The organism is Microbulbifer aestuariivivens, assembly GCF_039545115.1.
Taxonomy (GTDB): domain Bacteria; phylum Pseudomonadota; class Gammaproteobacteria; order Pseudomonadales; family Cellvibrionaceae; genus Microbulbifer; species Microbulbifer aestuariivivens.
The window spans coordinates 98,373-112,904 of sequence record NZ_BAABRT010000008.1 but is presented as its reverse complement, the minus strand read 5'-3'; the positions used below and the strand labels follow the sequence as shown (position 1 = coordinate 112,904).

Sequence of the window (14,532 nt, the reverse complement as noted above, 5' to 3'; positions counted from 1 at the left end):
GCCCGGGTGGATTCCCGGGCATTGTGGCTGGTCGATACAGGGTTAGCGCGCGGGGCTCAGCCCCCGCAGCGGATCGCGGCCTCGGCGGCGGCGCTGGGCACGTACTTGATATTGGCGACCGCCAGTGACAGCGGCCCGGCGCTGGAAAGCGCCAGCGCGTTGGAAACCCGGCTGAAGTCGGCGCCCTTGTCGGCAAAGCACTGCAGGTCGATGGTCAGCGTCGACCACTGCCCCAGCGGCAGAGCCTGCAGGGCATCCTGCAGCGGCAGCTCCGCCTTGCAGTCGTCGCCACAGGCGATAGCGGCACTGACCGGCTGCCGGGGCTGGCTGTCCACGCGGACATCAAACGACAGCGCGGCGCCCTCTTTCAGGTAGCGGCTCAGGTCCTGGGGCTTCTCCGCCGCCAGCAGCACACTGCCCGCACGCAGGCCCTGCCACTGGATCTGGCGGGCATCCTCCTGGGACTCCATATCGATGGAGGCCACGGTGATATTGCCGTCTTCACCACTGGTGGCGCGGTTGCCGGTCACTGCCACCGGTGCCTGCCCGGCCTCGGCGATCTGCAGCTGCCAGGGCGCGCGCGGGCGCGATACCAGCAGCCAGGCGTCTTCCAGTGCGCCGTCGGTGTAGGTCTCGCCGTCTTCCGTCAGCTGGTTGCCGACCAGCGACTCCTGACCGGCTTTCAGGCCATAGCCGAGCGGGAACAGCGGCGCGTAGTTGTCGTGGTAGGGATTCAGCACCGTCTGGTGCACATATTCCGGCCAGCTGAATGGCAGGGTGCCGGTGAAGTCGTGGCGCACATTGCCGTCGGCATCGGTGAACAGCACATCGGCCACACCGGCACCCTCGGAGCCCGGCAGCCAGGCGGCGACGAAGGCGTCGGACGCATTCAGCTCCTTGTTGACCCACAGCGGGCGGCCGGAGAGGAATACGCTGACCACCGGCACACCCTCGGCGCGCAGCTTTTGCAGCAGCGCCAGATCCGCCTTGGTGCTCTGCTGGTATTCGAGACTGGAGAGGTCGCCGTGCCACTCCGCATAGGGCTCCTCGCCAAATACCACGATGGCGACATCGGGCTTGTTGCCGTTGCTGAAGCTGTCTTCGCTGAAGTCGCCCTGCTCGCTCAGCAGGGCTTCACCGCCGGCGGCATTCACCACCTCGGCGATGCCCTCATAGATAGAAGTCGCGCCGGGGAAGTCGGCGCGGGTGTTGCCGGTACCCTGCCAGGAAATGGTCCAGCCACCGGTCTGCTTCGACAGGTTGTCGGCGCCATCGCCGGCGACGAGGACATTCTGGGCGGGCTGCAGGGGCAGCAGGTTGCCGCTGTTTTTCAGCAGCACCAGCGACTTGCGCACCGCTTCGCGGGCCAGTGCGCGGTGTTCGTCATTGCCGAGAATGCCGTCCTTGCCCGCCAGCGGACGCTCGTGCTCGAACAGCCCCGCACGGATTTTTACCCGCAGAATGCGCCGCACCGCGTCGTCGACACGGGCCATGGGAATTTCACCGCTGCGCGCCTGGGCAAGGGTATTTTTATACAGTTCTTTCCAGTCCGACGGCACCATGAACATATCCAGACCGGCGTTGATCGCCGCGGCACAGCTGTTCACGGTGCAGCCGGGCACGAACTGGTGACCGTTCCAGTCGCCAACCACAAAGCCATCGAAGCCCAGGCGCTGTTTCAGCACATCGGTCAGCAGGTACTTGTGGCCGTGCAGGCGGTCGCCGTTCCAGCTGTTGAAGGAAGCCATCACCGTCTGCACACCGGCGGGCAGCGCGCCGAAATAACCGGCGGCGTGCACTTGCGCCAGTTCCGCCTCCGGCACCAGGTTGTCGCCGCGGTCGATGCCCCTTGTGGTGCCGCCATCGCCGACAAAATGCTTGGCGGTGGCGACGAGGTTTTCACCGCGCAGGAAGTCGTCGTCGGACTTCTCCCCCTGCAGGCCCTTCACCATGGCTTCGGCATAGGCCTGCACCACGGCGGGGTCTTCCGAGTAGCTCTCATAGGTGCGGCCCCAGCGGTCGTCGCGCACCACCGCCACGGTGGGCGCGAAAGTCCAGTCGACCCCGGTCACCGCCACTTCGCGGGCGGTGGCCTCGCCAATGCGGCGAATCAGATCCGCATCGCGCGCGGCGCCCAGGCCGATATTGTGCGGATAGAGGGTGGCCCCAACGATGTTGTTGTGGCCATGCACTGCATCGCTGCCCCAGATAATCGGAATCGCCACACCGCCATCGGAGGTGTCCATGGAGGCGGCGAAAAACGCTTCAGACAGCGCCAGCCAGTCCTGCGGGGTGGCCAGCTTGTTGTTGTCCGGGTAGCTGCCACCGCCGTTCAGTACCGAGCCGAGGTGATAGGTTTTGACATCTTCCGGGGTGACATACTTGATCTCGGCCTGAATCATCTGGCCGATCTTTTCCTCCAGCGACATCTCGGCCATCAGCGCACTGATGCGGGTCTCCAGCCCGGCGTCTGGCGCCAGTGCCGGCTTCAGCTGCGGCCATACGGAGAGATCCCCGCTGGCGGAAGTCACGCCGCTCCGCTCGCCAGCGCTTTGCTTCGACGCGCCCTCAGGCGCCTGCGGCTCACCCTCGCAGCCGGCGATCAATGCACCGCAGAGCAACGCCGCGATCGTGTATTTTTTGCTAAGTGGCATGGGGGTTCTCCTTATCGTTGTCCATCGAGGCGCAGAAACGCCGCGGCACCGCTCAGGGCGGGGAAGGGGTGGCTGACGAGAAATACCGGCAGGTCTGCCAGATAAGCGGACATGACGCCCTTTGAGCGCAAGCGCTGCTCAAAATCACTCTCGCGCAGCAGGGGTTCAATGCGGGGCAGAATACCGCCGCCGAGGTAGACGCCACCGCGGGCTCCGAGGGTTAGAACCACATCGCCGCAAAAGCCGCCGAGCAGGCTGCAGAACATCAACACTGCATCCCGCGCCAGCACGCACTCGCCGCTCAGCGCGGCGGCGCTGATGTCGGCCGGGTTCTGCGCCGTCGCGTCCACACCGCGAAGGCCGGCAAGCCCCTGGTAAATATTCTGCATCCCCCGGCCACTGAGCAGGTCCTCCGCCGACAGGTGCGTGCGGCTGCGCCGCAACCGCTGACACAGGGCGAACTCCTCATCGGTCACCGGCGCGATGGCCCCGTGGCCACCCTCGCCGGGCAGTGCGCGCCAGTTGTTGGCGGCGCGCAGCAGACCACAGACACCGAGGCCGGTACCGGGGCCGATCACGGCGCGCGGCGCGCTCTGGTCCCAGGCGTCCTCGGCGGCACCAAAGCTGTCTACACGGGTGAGATACTGCGGGGCCAGCTGGGCACAGCTGAGGGCGAGCGCGGCAAAATCGTTGATCACTTCAAAACGGCGATAACCGAGCTGCTCGCCGACTCCCGCCTTGGAGAAAGTCCAGGCCAGGTTGGTCACCGAGACCCGGTCACTTTCGGTGGGCCCGGCGATGGCCACACAGGCCTCGCGCACCGAGTTGCGGCGCTCCCCGGGCACCGTGTCCAGATAAGCGCTCAGGGCCGCTTCTATATTGGGGTAGCTGGCGCACTCCAGCGTGCGGATTTCTTCCACCTCGATACGCGCGCCCGCCCCTGCAGACGCCAGACCAAAGCGGGCATTGGTGCCTCCAATATCGGCCACCAGCTGCCACTCTCCCTTTTGCGGGCGCATCATTACCTGCTCCTGCATGCTTTACTCGATTTCACTGAAAAAGACGTTTTCCCGCAGCGCTCTGGCTGCCGGGCAACAGGGTGGGACGGCGCAGTGGCCGACGGGAGTGTATGGAGACACCATTATTCTTGTTGCACCTCACGCAAAACAGAGGGCCATATAAGGTGCACGGATTGACAGGGAGCGACAAGATGAAGTCGCCGGGATGGACTTTATTCTGGTTGAAGCGGCACCAATAGAGGGCGCCGACAGCTGGCCTCAGACTTTACTGCGCAGTAATGGTGAAAAAGCGCCGTAGTAGACGATATAGCAGTAGCACAGCAGCGGAATCAGGAAGGACAACTGGATGCCGGCATAGTCCGCCAGCAAGCCCTGCAGCAGCGGTACCACCGCCCCGCCCACAATCGCCATGCAGAGCACACCGGAGCCCTGGCTGGTATCGCGCCCCAGGCCGCCCAGCGCCAGACTGAAAATCGTCGGGAACATGATGGAATTGCACAGGCCCACGGCGAGAATCGCCCACACCGCCTGCATACCGGAACTGGCCATGGCCACCGCGATAAAAATCGTGGCAAAAAATCCGCACACGGCGAGCATCGCGCCCGCGCGCACATATCTCAGCAGCAGCGCCCCGGCGAAGCGCCCGACCATCGCGCCAGCCCAGTAGTAGGAAACATATCGAGCGGCAACCGCCGCCTCCATACCCGCCACCGATTCCTCGCCAAAAAAGTTCACCAGGAAACTGCCGATCGCCACCTCGGCGCCGACGTAGACGAAGATACCCACGGCACCGAGCGTCAGCCGCGGGTAACGCAGCAGCGAAAATGCGCCGCCGCTGTTATGCGCGCTCTCACCGGCAAGCGGCTGATCGTGAATGGCCGGCAGGCGAATCCAGGAAAAGAAAGCCACCATCAGCAACAGCACGACCGCCAGCCAGAAATACGGCGCCTCCACCAGGGCCGCCTCCTGTGCCCGGAAAGCCGCCAGGCCCGACTCGGTGGAAAGGTCCAGACCGGCAGTGGCGGCGGAAAAGATAATCAGCCCCCCAAAGGCCGGAGCCAGGGTCGTGCCCAGGGAGTTAAACGCCTGGGTCATATTCAAACGGCTGGGTCCGCTCTCACTGCCGCCAAGGGCGATGACGAAGGGGTTGGCGGACACCTGCAGAATCGTGATGCCGGCCGCGAGTACAAACAGGCCGAGCAGGAAAATCTCGTAGATCTGCATGCGGGCGGCGGGGATAAACACCAGACAGCCGGCGCAGGCGATCAACAGCCCCATCACCAGTCCCAGCTGATAGCCCACGCGCTTCAGCAGCGCACCGGCGGGCACCGAGACAATCAGGTAGGCGGCAAAGAAACTGAACTGGACCAGAATCGCCTTGGTATAACTCAGCTCAAAGACGTTCTTGAGGTGGGGAACCAGAATATCGTTGAGGCTGGTAATAAAGCCCCAGATAAAAAACAGGGAAGACAGCAGGATAAGACTGGTGCGCGGGCTGACGACGGGATTGACGGCCGAGGCTTTCGGCTCTCCCGGCTCTCCCGTCATTATGGCCGCATGCGCCGATTCACCAGTAAAGGGCCGGCCCGCCTCGGATACAAACTCTTTCATCAAATATCCGCTGATCCATCTGCGCGCTTCCCGCCCGCGGAGCCAGCCCCCACCCTTTATCAGACAGCGATCAGATATCTCTATCAGATACCTATCGGACATCAGGGCCAAACATTGGCCCTGAACGAAAAATTTTTATTAGTTGGAAGGGAAGCAGCCCGGGCCTAACCCGATCATCGGGTTAGGCCCGGGCCCTTAGAGACGCCCTGTGAGACGTTTTGTTTCACCCTGACCATACCGGAAAACTTTATTCCCGTGAAGCCAATCTATCATGCCGCACTGCGGTCCCGGGAAGCCCCCGATGCACACCGCCGCGACGACAGGGACTGGCGACAGGATGGAACGGATACCCCTATATTTTCAGACCAGTCAGTCACAAGCATTGCTTCAGGCCGCCACAGCAGGCGGCAGGTTAAGGCGGACTAAAACCGCGATAGAGCGGACGCCCGGTCGGCCCCCAAGCTGGAAGGCACTACCCCCAGCGGTTAGTATTTGCGCAGCGCCACGCGGTACAACCGGGGTGGTTGCAGCGATGATGCACCCCTACAAAAACGGCTCCCCATGGCACCCTTTCCCCAGCCACAAACAGGCCAGGTTGCGGCTCTGCATTCGCAGCGCTGGTTCTGGAAGTTACAGCTTGTCAGTTGGCTGGGCATCATCGTGACCACCTTCCTGTCCCTGACATTCTGGCATTCATCGGTTGAATGGCCGCACTTCGAACCCGGCAATACCCTCTTTCAGTGCGCGATCGGCTTTCTGCTCTCTTTACTGCTGAAGCCGATTTTCGATGTCGCCTGGGAAACGCCAATCGCCCTGCGCTCTTTTATCTACCTGCTGGCCATTGGCGTCATCTCCGGAATCTGGACCCTGGTGCGCATGGAAGCCTACATTTACCTGACCGGAGAGCACTCCCTGTGGGCGGAGTTCGGCGGCTGGTATTACGCCTCCCTTTTTGTATTTTTGTTCTGGAGTGCCCTGTACTGCGGCGTAAAATATTCTCTCTTGCTGCAAAAAGAACACGATAAAGTTCTGCAAGTTGCCGCCTTCCACGAGCGCGAACAGATCCGCCGGCTGCATGCGGAAGCCGTGGCCAAGGAGGCGCAGCTCAAGATGCTGCGCTACCAGCTCAACCCGCATTTCCTTTTTAATACCCTCAACTCCATCAACGCGCTTATCCGTTTCGAACAGGCTGCGGAAGCCCGGGATATGGTGGTGCGCCTCAGCCAGTTCCTGCGCCACTCACTCACCGAAGACCCGGTCAACAAAGTGAGCCTGGATCAGGAGATTGGCGCTGTGCTGCTGTATCTGGATATCGAGAAAACCCGCTTTGCCGACCGGCTGAAGGTAAAACTGGACGTCGAGGAGCAGACCCGCAGGGCGCTGGTGCCGAGCATGCTGCTGCAACCGCTGGCGGAAAACGCGGTGAAATACGCAATCGCCCTCAGCGAATCCGGCGGCACCATCAGAATTCGCACACGGCGCAGCGGTGAACAACTGCTGCTGCAGATCTGCGACTCCGGCAGCCCCGAGGACCGCGCCGAGCCGGAAGCCGAGGAGCCAGTGTCCACCGGCGTTGGCCTTTCCAATGTCCGCGACCGCCTCAGCACTTTATACGGCCAAGCGTACAGCATTACCCAGTCGCGCAAGCAGAGCGGCGGGATGCAGATACAAATCCGCCTGCCGTTCGAATCCCGCGAGAGCAATAAAGATAACAATACGATAGAGGTAACCGCATGAGCCATTTGAGAGCCGTTTTGGTGGATGATGAACCGCTGGCACTGCGACTGCTTCAGTCGCTGCTGGAAGAAGTCCCCGGCATCGAGGTCGTAGCGACCTGCCGCAACGGACGCGAGGCGCTCAGTGCGGTGGCCAGACACACGCCGGACATCCTGTTTCTGGACATACAAATGCCCGGGATGAACGGCTTCGAGGTCGTGCGCCGGCTGCAGGGGGACACCATCCCGCTGGTCATCTTCGCCACCGCCTATGACCACTACGCCATCGAAGCCTTTGAGGTCCATGCGGTGGACTATGTGCTCAAGCCGCTGGAAGCAGAGCGCCTGCAAGTGGCGATACAGCGCGCGCGTGAACGGCTGCACCAGCGCAGTGCCGCGAGTGGTACAAGCAGCGAAGAGCACAGCGCGGAAAAAGGCCGGCTGATGGCCTCGCTGGATTCACTGACCCGACCGGCGGAACGACCCAGCAACGAAGGTCCGGGCAAGCTGGCGATCAAGGATCGCGGCCGCATTATCATGCTGAACCAGGCCGATGTGGAATGGATCGACGCGGCGGGGGACTATATGTGCGTGCACGCCGGCGGCAACACCCACATCATGCGCAGCACTATGAAGGAGCTGCAACAACAGCTCTGCGCCACCACCTTCAAGCGGGTACACCGCTCCACCCTGGTCAATCTGGATTATATTGACCAGATCAAGGTACTGACCAAAGGCGAGTACCTGCTGACCCTGGCCAGTGGTGCCGAAGTCAAAGTCAGCCGCAACTACCGCCAACCCATCAAAGACTATCTGGATGCGAGCAAGGGGCCTTCTACACCTTAAAGGCCCCCGCCTTCTATCTCGGGGCAGCAGGCACTATTTCTCCTAGCCAGTTTGCCCGCTCGCCTCTTCTCTGTTCTCTCTGTTCCCCCACTTCCCTGTTCTCCCCCCCGCCCCTTTTTCATTTCGCGGACACAAAAAAACCCGGCAGTATCCTGCCGGGTCAAAACAAGGGAGAAAATCTGAGTCAGCGGCTATCCGCTCTGCATTAGCTCTCTTTTACCCGGTGACCTTTAACACCGTAAAAGAGGATGTAGAGGTAACACAGGATCGGCAGAGCAAACGCCAGCTGAATACCAATCTGGTCCGCCAGCACACCCTGCAGCACCGGTACCAGCGCACCGCCTACAATCGCCAGACACAGCACGCCTGAACCCTGGCTGGTCAAACCGCCCAGACGGGCCAGCGCCAGACTGAAAATAGTCGGGAACATCACCGAGTTGCACAGGCCCACAGACAGCACCGCCCACATGGCCACACTTCCGGAAGTCATCACCGTCACGCCCAGCAGCACACAGGCACCCAGTGAACAGGCCGCCAGCACCCTGCCGGCCGGCACATACTGCATCACCACCGCGCCGATAAAGCGCCCAACCATGGCTCCACCCCAGTAGAGCGACACATAGAAAGCCGCCTGCTTTTCGGTAATGCCGGCGATGCTGTCTTCAGAAAGGAAGTTCACCAGGAAACTGCCGATGGAAACCTCGGCACCCACATAGACGAAAATCGCAATCGCACCCAGCAGCAGATGGGAATGCTGCAGGGCATGACCCTTTGCGCCGCCCGCGGCATCAGCAGAAGCGTCGAGGTGGCTGTCGATGGTCGGCAGCTTCAGCTTGGCAAACACAACCGCCAGCACCGCCAGTGTCGCCGCCAGAATCAGGTAGGGCAGCTCAACCGCAGACGCGTGCTCCGCAGCACTCATCTGCTCACCGGCGACATTCGCCACCGACAGAATCAGGAAGGCACCGAAGAAAGGCGCGACCGTGGTACCCAGCGAGTTAAACGCCTGGGTCATGGTGAGGCGGCTAGCCGCAGTACTCTCGGAACCCAGCGCGGTCACGTAAGGGTTGGCCGATACCTGCAGCACGGTAATACCCGCGGCAAGCACGAACAGCGCGAACAGGAATACACCGTAGACCTGCATGCGGGCCGCCGGAATAAACAGCAGGCAGCCAACCACGGCCACCGACAAGCCAACCACGATGCCACGCTGGTAGCCAATCTTCCCCACCAGCTTGCCCGCCGGCAGAGACACCAGAAAGTAGGCGCCAAAAAAGCAGAACTGCACCAGCATGGCCTGGGCATAGTTCAGGTCAAAAACCCCTTTCAGGTGTGGAATAAGGATGTCATTCAGGCAGGTAATAAAACCCCACATGAAAAACAGAGAGGTCAATGCAACCAGAGCAAAGCGCTGGCCGGCCTCATTGCCGGGGGCGCCATTGGTCGCTGCCGCCCGGGTATTGGTTCCCATCGTCGCCATTTTTCCGTCCTAACACATCGTCTTTATTATCAGGGCCCCTGCCGGCTGAATTACTCACCGCAAACCATCAAAGCCGCAAGGTCTCAGCCTGCCTTTTTAACATAGACCAAGCACCACATCGGGGCATTTTCGATGAGGAGGATCAAAATGGGGGCGGCAGGGAAGTATGGCCAGCTAGATTTTAGGACTCTAATCTGAACGCTGCGGGGAGCACCTCTCCCCGCGATGAGCCATCTCCCACTCAGGCAGAAGGGGATTTACAGTAATGATCAATAAACTGGCGATGATCCGGCATATTCTCCACCTGATGCCGAACATTCCGGCGGATATTGCCCAGAAATTCAGCCAACTCCTTGCCACCCATCAGGTCCACAATCGGATGGTAACGTCGCGGCATCAATCCCTGCCCGAGCATCACCTGTATCCATGAGCTATCACCGAAAAGTTCCTGAGCCTGCTTGAAGATTAAACCACTCTCTTTAAACATTTCGATCCGATGAGCAAGAGAGTCTGGAATCTGCATTGATCGGCAATAGCGCCAAAACTTACTGTCCGCACGATCCGTAACGTGGTAATGCAGGATAATGAAGTCGCGGATATGTTCCATTTCCGCCATCGCCTGATTGTTGAATTCATCGATATTGGCCTGGACAATTCCACCAGAAGGGAACAGTTGCATTAGTCGCACGATATTGCGCTGAATAAGGTGGATACTGGTGGACTCCATCGGCTCAATAAAGCCACTGGACAAGCCCACGGCAATGCAATTCTTATTCCAGTGTTTACGGCGAGTGCCAGTCCGGAACGGAATAATCCTGGGCTCATTCAATAGGCGCCCTTCGATATTCGCCAACAAGAAGGCCTTCGCGCCCTCATCGTCCAGATAACGACTGCAGTACACAAGGCCATTACCGACACGGGTTTGCAGTGGAATTCGCCACTGCCAGCCCGATTCATGGGCGATAGCCCGGGTAAAAGGTATTGCCGGACCGGTGGACTCAGTCTGCACAGCCATCGCGCGATCACAGGGTAACCAGTGCGTCCAGTCATCGTAGCCTGTATGCAACGCCCCCTCGATCAGGAGACTGCTGAACCCGGTGCAATCAACAAACAGGTCACCTTCAATGGTCACGCCATCACTAAGCTTTAACGCTTCGATAAACCCATGCTCAGCGTTTAAGCGCACATCCTCGATTTTACCCTCAACACGCTTGACCCCATAAGATTCGGAAAATTTTCGGAGAAATTTAGCATACAGCGTGGCATCCAGATGGTAAGCATGATTGCGTTCCTGGTCCGGCAGAACCGCGAAACGCTGCTCTCTGGCAGCAAGGTGCTCTCGGCAATAATCGCCAATAGGGTGATCAATATTCTGCTTCAAACCTTTTAGCCAGAAGTGCTGAAAGCCACAGGCCCAGCAGTCTTTACCGAGAAAGCCAAAGGAGTGGAGATAGTCCTCACCTGGCACACGCCAGTTTTCAAAATTAATCCCCAATTTGAAAGTAGCGTTTGTAGCCGCCATCACCTCAGACTCTTTCAAGCCCAAAAGCTGATGAAAAACATGTAGTGTGGGGATAGTCGCCTCACCAACCCCCACCGTCCCGATCGCATCTGACTCAACGAGAGTGATGTCCAGATTTTTACCTATCAGCTTTCCCAATGCTGCGGCAGTCATCCAGCCCGCAGTGCCCCCTCCCGCAATTACCACTCGACGAATTTGTTCGCTCTTCACATAACACCTCTATTTTTCTTTTTGGCCAACCCACTCCTTCCAGAAAGAGATTGCGACCATCAGTTTTTCAAGCGTCGCAGAAGGTCCGCGCGCAACATTTGCGCCGCATCGGCGTCCAGAGGCTCCTGATACAAGCCGCGGGCACTGGCAGGGATATGTGTTGGCCGCCCCTCAACGGGATCAAACACATAGTGATTGAATACTGACTTCCAAGCGGCACGAAGTTCTGGTGACAGTCCACGCAGACTCAACATCGCATGTAAAAGAGCAGTATTCGGCGCACCTAAATAGTCCGGCGAATCATTCCACCAGTGGCTGTACAGTATATTGATAGCATCCAGCCCCTCTACGTGATGCCACCACATTCCAGGCAGAAACAGGGCATCACCAGGATTCAGTTCAGCGACCTGAGCGTTTTCCAAAGCCTGGCGGAAGTTGGGAAACTGCTCAAAGTCGGGCTGGCGGAAATCCACCATGCTTATTTCCTGCCCTCCAGGTGCGAAACCCAGCGGCCCGGGATAAAGGTTGGCAATTTGCTGTGGAGGAAACAACGTAAAGCGCCGTCTTCCTGCAATATTGCAAGCCAGGTTATGGGGGTAATCGTAGTGGGCTGCTACACGCGTTCGGTTGCCGACCCAGAGAAATCCAATCGGAGCGAGATTTTCAAGCCCTGCAGAGTTTTCCTTTGCAAACCCGGGAAACCAGCGAGTGACATCTGTCGAAGCCATATACAGTGTTGGCGGATCTTCAATATCTGAACAATCAAGCATCTGTTGCAATAGACAGCGGAGATCTATCCGCTCATTGCGGAAATTAAAACCGTTAACAGCCTCGTTATAAAAAACTCTGCCTTCAATCTCAGGGGGGCCATAGGAGGCATTTACCGGTAGACCACTATAAAACGCATTTAAGTATGCCGCGGCATCCCTCGAAGACGACGCACAAGCCTGAACAGCAGGAAAATCTCTACAAAAGCCTCGGAGAACAACCGGCTCGTTTGACTGAAGCAGATTCTCTGGGAATACCCCAGGTCGACAATCACTGCGCTCAGTCGCAGGCGGCAGGTCCCAGGTGGCCAAGCAGACTTCCCGTTCCACTACTGAGCCACTCGGCGATTCTTGGCTGTCAGCAGGTGACGCACATTTGACTGAGAAGCGATCGCCATGTAGATGTGTTCCAGGTAGCCGGCCCGGTGTAGTTTATCCAGCTTTACGGAATCCAGCGCCCGGAGTTTCTCCTCATTAATGGTGTAAAACCCGATCAACTGGTGCTTATCACCACTATCAAGCTGCACCTCAAGGGTAAACGCCTCAAGGAGATCACTTTCAACCACCGCGTCAATAAAGCCATCCGCAGCGGTCAAACCCTGATGAATTGCCTCCAGCATATCACCCGCTCTTTCAACGTAAGGGCTAGCGCCACCAAACTCCATAAACAACCGCTCGCCTCGCTCAGTATTGATGCGTGGGTTATCCATATCTATGTGTATAGTGCGCTGCTCCCTCTCAATACCATCTTCAACCACCACCTGCCTTCCAATCAGAAATGGCTGTCGACGAATCGATAGGGGAATGTATGGAGCCTGCCATTTCCCGTCTTCAAGAAATAAATTTTCCCCCTCGCGAAATCCCAGCAGGGCCAGAGCAAAAAAGCGGCCGGTCTCAGGATGTTTCTGGAAAAATACCGGGTAGCAGGACTGCAGTGAGCGAAACTCATTCGGAAAAGTCAGGGCATACCAGACATTATCGCCATATTCTTCAGACCGCTCAGTAATAATCCGCAGATCCTTATGGTCGACACTGTTTAGCGGTATCGCTCTTGTCATTATTCGACTCCTCGCATAAAGCATTTTTTACTATTCTTTATTTTCCGGCAGCGATATATATCTGCCGTAATAATTCTCGGTTACTCGGCAGCATCCTCTGTAGAGCTTCTCGGGCCTGAAAGGTGTCATTGAACTGCTTACGGGCAACCTGCTCCTTTTCAGGGCGCATATTCCACGGCAATGAATGGGTTACAAAGCCCATTCCATACAGAACGTATTGGTAACTTGCTGCAGGAAAAAACTCATCAGCTATTTCACCCTCCTCCAGCCACGGTGACCGAGAACGCCAGAGGAGAAGAGAGTCCAGAAGACGACCAGGAATTCCATCAGTTTCACGATGATCCTTCCAATAAGGACTGTCATTACGCTCTGATAGCACATAGTGAAGCTTGAGAAACTCAATAATTCGCTGCCAGTGATGGGAAAATTTACGATTAAATCTTGTCGAAACTGTCTGCATAATCTCGCGATCGGGCGGCAACTGCTCTGCCAACATTTTTGCTGACTGCTCCACAAGCACTAAGGCTGAAGCTTCCAGAGGCTCAATAAAGCCCGCCGCCATTCCTATTGCCACACAGTTCTTGTGCCAAAATTTCTCCCGATAGCCTGGCGTAAAACTGATCTTGCGGAACTCTGTAACTTCTCCGCCACTCGCCTCTCTATTTACTCCTTGATCAGCTCCGCCATAGCTCCTGTCGAGATATTTACGCAGCACATCTTCAGCCTCATCGTCGGTTGAGTGCGCACTCGAGTAGGTATAACCAACCCCTCTGCGAGTTGGCAGACCGATATCCCATATCCATCCGCTGTTGCGAGCAGATGAGAGTGTGCATGACTCAATCGGCGCATCCACCTCAGCATAAGGAACCTGTATCGCCAATGCCGAATCGTTAAACAACACATCGCGCTGATCAGAGAGACCAATGCCATAGTGTTCGCCAAGCAAAATACTGCGGGCACCACTACAATCTACAAACAGGTCACCTTCAACTACGCCAGCTTTCTCAAGGTGTAACTTCGTTATGTAACCATCGTTATCACTGTCGACCTCAGTCACCCTAGCAGAGAGGTGCTCAACAGAAAGTCGGGTCGTACAATGCTCGCGCAACAAGTCGGCGAATTTCCCGGCATCCAGGTGGTAGCCGTAATTGAGAATGAAGGCGTATTCAGGGGTCGCGAGTTGTTTCGGGGCCAGATGTTTACGACCGATGTAACTTTGAGGGCAGACGGCATCAGCAAACTGGATTTCTTCTCTTAGGCGCTGCCAATATGGTTCTGGATTCTGCTGATAAAATCCGACCGGAGCCGTGAAAGGGTGGCAATACTCGTCGCCGTCAGCGACGCCACCATCACGGCGCCACCCAATAAAACGGGTGCCCTGTTTAAAACTGGCATCGCAGCGAAGTAAAAACTCCTGCTCAGATATACCAATGCGCTTTAATGTTGCACGCATCGATGGCCACGTTCCCTCGCCAACACCGATGGTCGGTACATCTGGTGATTCCACCAAGGTAATCTGCAGCTGAGTGTCACTACCAACCGAATATTCAGCCGCAAGTACTCCAGCTGTCAGCCAACCTGCTGTTCCCCCTCCGACGATCACCACTTTCTTAACTAATGCGTCTGCCATAAGGAGCCCTGGGCGCTAAA

The 14,532-nt window shown here is 57.9% G+C and carries 10 protein-coding genes; 2 read left to right on the top strand and 8 right to left on the bottom strand.

The window, feature by feature from the left end; translation table 11 throughout:
* Positions 1-56: 56 nt before the first annotated feature.
* The 3 genes from ABEA58_RS06700 to ABEA58_RS06690 all read right to left on the bottom strand — a co-directional run bounded on the left by ABEA58_RS06700 (position 57) and on the right by ABEA58_RS06690 (position 5,284).
* Positions 57-2,654: a glycoside hydrolase family 3 protein gene (locus tag ABEA58_RS06700; RefSeq protein WP_345549983.1), complete on the bottom strand. Its 2,598-nt coding sequence runs from the start codon at positions 2,652-2,654 to the stop codon at positions 57-59.
* An 11-nt stretch (positions 2,655-2,665) separates the two neighbouring features.
* On the bottom strand, positions 2,666-3,676 hold the full coding sequence (gene glk, locus ABEA58_RS06695; RefSeq protein ID WP_345549981.1) for a glucokinase: 1,011 nt from the start codon (positions 3,674-3,676) through the stop codon (positions 2,666-2,668).
* A gap of 255 nt (positions 3,677-3,931) precedes the next feature.
* Positions 3,932-5,284 carry a sugar MFS transporter gene (locus ABEA58_RS06690; RefSeq protein WP_345549979.1) on the bottom strand — a complete coding sequence of 451 codons (1,353 nt, stop codon included), beginning with the start codon at positions 5,282-5,284 and terminating at the stop codon, positions 3,932-3,934.
* Positions 5,285-5,845: 561 nt separating this feature from the next.
* On the opposite strand from ABEA58_RS06690, the gene ABEA58_RS06685 reads away from it, so the two are divergent.
* Together ABEA58_RS06685 and ABEA58_RS06680 are read left to right on the top strand one after the other, a co-directional pair.
* Positions 5,846-7,021, top strand: coding sequence for a sensor histidine kinase (locus ABEA58_RS06685; RefSeq protein WP_345549977.1), 1,176 nt, complete (start codon positions 5,846-5,848; stop codon positions 7,019-7,021).
* Complete coding sequence (locus tag ABEA58_RS06680) at positions 7,018-7,845, top strand: LytR/AlgR family response regulator transcription factor (protein ID WP_345549976.1); 828 nt, start codon at positions 7,018-7,020, stop codon at positions 7,843-7,845. The genes ABEA58_RS06685 and ABEA58_RS06680 overlap by 4 nt, the downstream gene beginning before the upstream one ends.
* Before the next feature lie 205 nt (positions 7,846-8,050).
* On the opposite strand, the gene ABEA58_RS06675 is transcribed toward ABEA58_RS06680, so the two are convergent.
* The 5 genes from ABEA58_RS06675 to ABEA58_RS06655 all read right to left on the bottom strand — a co-directional run bounded on the left by ABEA58_RS06675 (position 8,051) and on the right by ABEA58_RS06655 (position 14,512).
* The gene (locus ABEA58_RS06675) at positions 8,051-9,325 is read right to left on the bottom strand and encodes a sugar MFS transporter (protein WP_345549975.1); all 1,275 of its coding nucleotides are present in this window, start codon (positions 9,323-9,325) and stop codon (positions 8,051-8,053) included.
* Between the two features lie 241 nt (positions 9,326-9,566).
* Positions 9,567-11,057, bottom strand: a complete 1,491-nt coding sequence (locus tag ABEA58_RS06670; RefSeq protein ID WP_345549973.1) for a tryptophan halogenase family protein — start codon at positions 11,055-11,057, stop codon at positions 9,567-9,569.
* Between the two features lie 59 nt (positions 11,058-11,116).
* Complete coding sequence (locus ABEA58_RS06665; protein WP_345549971.1) at positions 11,117-12,136, bottom strand: cupin-like domain-containing protein; 1,020 nt, start codon at positions 12,134-12,136, stop codon at positions 11,117-11,119.
* Between the two features lie 17 nt (positions 12,137-12,153).
* On the bottom strand, positions 12,154-12,882 hold the full coding sequence (locus ABEA58_RS06660) for a SapC family protein (RefSeq protein ID WP_345549969.1): 729 nt from the start codon (positions 12,880-12,882) through the stop codon (positions 12,154-12,156).
* Positions 12,883-12,919: 37 nt separating this feature from the next.
* Entirely contained in the window at positions 12,920-14,512 is a 1,593-nt protein-coding gene (locus ABEA58_RS06655) for a tryptophan halogenase family protein (protein WP_345549967.1), read from the bottom strand.
* Positions 14,513-14,532 lie beyond the last annotated feature (20 nt).

Excerpts from the sequence above, each read along its gene's own strand:
- ABEA58_RS06700 (WP_345549983.1), bottom strand. The coding sequence starts at position 2,654 with ATGCCACTTAGCAAAAAATACACGATCGCGGCGTTGCTCTGCGGTGCA.
- glk (WP_345549981.1), bottom strand. The coding sequence starts at position 3,676 with ATGATGCGCCCGCAAAAGGGAGAGTGGCAGCTGGTGGCCGATATTGGA.
- ABEA58_RS06690 (WP_345549979.1), bottom strand. The coding sequence starts at position 5,284 with ATGAAAGAGTTTGTATCCGAGGCGGGCCGGCCCTTTACTGGTGAATCG.
- ABEA58_RS06685 (WP_345549977.1), top strand. The coding sequence starts at position 5,846 with ATGGCACCCTTTCCCCAGCCACAAACAGGCCAGGTTGCGGCTCTGCAT.
- ABEA58_RS06680 (WP_345549976.1), top strand. The coding sequence starts at position 7,018 with ATGAGCCATTTGAGAGCCGTTTTGGTGGATGATGAACCGCTGGCACTG.
- ABEA58_RS06675 (WP_345549975.1), bottom strand. The coding sequence starts at position 9,325 with ATGGCGACGATGGGAACCAATACCCGGGCGGCAGCGACCAATGGCGCC.
- ABEA58_RS06660 (WP_345549969.1), bottom strand. The coding sequence starts at position 12,882 with ATGACAAGAGCGATACCGCTAAACAGTGTCGACCATAAGGATCTGCGG.
- ABEA58_RS06655 (WP_345549967.1), bottom strand. The coding sequence starts at position 14,512 with ATGGCAGACGCATTAGTTAAGAAAGTGGTGATCGTCGGAGGGGGAACA.